This window comes from Streptomyces ipomoeae 91-03 (genome assembly GCF_000317595.1).
GTDB lineage: Bacteria > Actinomycetota > Actinomycetes > Streptomycetales > Streptomycetaceae > Streptomyces > Streptomyces ipomoeae.
The window spans coordinates 1-2698 of record NZ_AEJC01000190.1 but is presented as its reverse complement, the minus strand read 5'-3'; the positions used below and the strand labels follow the sequence as shown (position 1 = coordinate 2698).

General features: G+C 67.1%; 2 protein-coding genes. Both read right to left on the bottom strand.

What is annotated here, in order from left to right; translation table 11 throughout:
- On the bottom strand, positions 1-1020 hold a 1020-nt coding region (locus STRIP9103_RS12470), incomplete at its 3' end, for a CoA-binding protein (RefSeq protein WP_009309282.1).
- 393 nt (positions 1021-1413) lie between these two features.
- On the bottom strand, positions 1414-2673 hold the full coding sequence (locus tag STRIP9103_RS46320) for a VanZ family protein (RefSeq protein WP_009309284.1): 1260 nt from the start codon (positions 2671-2673) through the stop codon (positions 1414-1416).
- Between the last annotated feature and the right edge of the window lie 25 nt (positions 2674-2698).

The following is a 2698-nucleotide window of genomic DNA, read 5'->3' as shown; positions in this document are numbered from 1 at the left end:
CGTCGGCCGAGCCGCCCGGGCCAACAGTGTCGCCGTGTCCTGGAGTTCGTCGAGGCCGTCGACGCGGATGACGCCGAACTGGCGCATCGCGGCGTCGACCACGGCGTCCGCGCCGGTGAGTTTGCCGGTGTGGGTGGCGGCGGTGCGGGCGCCGGTCTCGGTGCGGCCGACCTTGACGGCGACGACGGGGACGCCGCGCCGGGCGGCCCGGTCGGCGGCGAGGAGGAAGGCGCGGCCGTCCTTGAGGCCCTCGATGTAGCAGGCGATGGCGCCCACCTCGGGGCGTTCGGCGAAGTAGGAGATGAAGTCGGCGGTCTCCAGGTCGGCCTCGTTGCCGGTGGGGGCCCAGTGGGAGAGACGGACACCGAGTTCCTGGAGGGAGAAGACGGGGCGGCCCTGGTGGCCGGACTGGGTGATCAGAGCGATCGCGGGACCGTCGAGATCGTCGCGGAAGCGCTCGAAGGCGTTGAGGTTGGTGTTGGGGCCGAGCAGCCGCAGGCCGTCGGCGCGGGCCACGGCGGCGGCCAGCCGCTGCTGCGCGGCCGAGCCATCCGCACCGGTCTCGGCGAAGCCGGAGGCGAAGGCGACGGCGAACTTCACCTTGGCCTGGGCGAGTTCGTCGATCACGGGAAGGGGGTCGGAGACGAGCAGTACGGCGAGATCGACCTGTTCGGGCAGGTCGGCGACGGAAGGGGAGCAGGGGATGCCGAAGACCGACTGACGTGTGGGGTGGACGGGGTGCAGCCGGGCGCCGACCCGTTCGGCCCAGGCGAGCAACTGCCGGGTGATACCGGTGTTCGGGCGCCCCTCGGTGTCCGACGCACCGACGACGGCCACGGACTCCGGGCTGAAGAATCGGTCCAGGTCGGGCACGGCGGCGTACAGCGGGCGCCCGCTGACGTCCACGTCGCCGGCCTCGGCGGGGCTGCCGTGCACGACCTGTTGGGAGTGCTCGCCGCAGGCGATGGCCCGGGCCCGGCGGGAGTCGGTGGTGAGGGTGCCGTGGGTTGATCCAAGCATCGGTCCGCCCGCTCCTGTGTGACAGCCAATTCATCGATCGGTGCGTCGACGCAACGCGGGGTGACGCGGTGTGGCGCTGTAACGCGGCACCTATCTGACGCTACGTCAGATTTCAGACTACTGAACTGACGCAATGTCAGGAATGGGTCTGCGGGCAAAGTTACGCGGCAGTACGGGAGTTGTACCCGTCCGGGACGGCGGTCAGACGTCCACGGCCGTATACGGTTGTCCACACCTCGGTCAGGATGTCCGCCGGAATGACGGTCGTGCCATGCCGTCGAGACGATCACCTGCGGTGTGTGCCCCACCCGGCCACAGGCAATGGGCCCCTCGGCGAAGAGAGAGCCCGGCCCGGAACCAGCGGCGTCGCCAGCGTATCGGGCGACGCGCCGTCTATTTGTCTGTGGAGATCCTCTGTCCAGTGGCAGCGTCGATGGCTACATCCTTGTTACCTGCGCCGACGAGCCACACAGGGCGCCAGACGCCGTCGACCTGCTGGGCGAGGAGGAGCGTGGACTGGGTGGCTTTGCCGCTGGCCTCGTGAGCAAGCTCGCGGGCCTTGCCCTCGTCGACAGTGACGGAGGTGAGCTGGGGGTCGGGCAGCGTACGGGCGGTGAAGCCGATGATGCGCTTCTTGGTGGTGATCGTGATGTCCAGACGCATGGGCATCAGGACGTCGTCCTTGTTGTAGCGCCGGTACGAGACCAGGTACGCGCGTCCTGTTCCTTCCCCAAGCGTCCGCACGTTGCGTTCGCTTCCCTTGACGCTGTCAGGGAACCAAGTCTGCGCGAAGCGATCGGCTGCAGCCGTGGCACTCTGCTTGCTGGCTCTGCCATCGTCGCCCTTGTTATTGGTCGCCCACGCTGTCTCAAGTTGCTTGTCCGGCCACCAGCCGACGATCTCCCCGCGGTTGGTGACCGCTGTGACCTTCGTCCTGGTGCCGACCTTTTCGACGGTGCTGCTCTCGATCTCAGTGCCTTCGCCGAAGGTCGCAGTCGCTGCCTTCGCGAGCCATGCGTCCGCCTCGTCAGCGGCATTCACGCGCGCCTTGATGGAGTCATCCAAGGCCACGATGTCCACGGACTCGATGCGGGCGTGAAAGAACGCAGCGAATGCGGTTGCGCCAACCAGCAGGAGACCGAAACCCCACAGAGCATCCCTCATTGCACGGTGCGTTGGCATGCGCCGGCTGTAGCACCAGATGGCTCCGGCGCATGCCCCGAGAACTGAACCTGTGGCATTCGCTGTCACGTCGGTCAGGCTGCAGGAGCGACCCAAATACCCCGTGGCCTGAATGAGTTCGACCGTGCCGCTCAGACAGACGAACGCGGCGGCGACGGTCACAGGGCGACGCAGAGCCAAGACCGCAAGGAAAGCTCCGGGGGCGAACAGCGCGATATTCAGCAGTGAGCTGGTGTCGGTGAACAGATGAACCGGTGCCCCGGCGTCACACTGCGCGGCTTCCAGTCCGGCGTCCCCTGGAAGCAGGGTGACAGACAGGATTCCAGCCACGTAGATGGCAAGGGCTGTTGGGAATTGCCATGGCCTGTTACGGGACTTCGCGAGAAACGCCGTGAGGAACCCGAACAACGTGCCGAGAACCAGGAACGTGACAACAAGCCCTGGAACGGCGGAGATGGATGCTTCGATCACAGAGGAGCCTCAGAGTCGGCGTCGG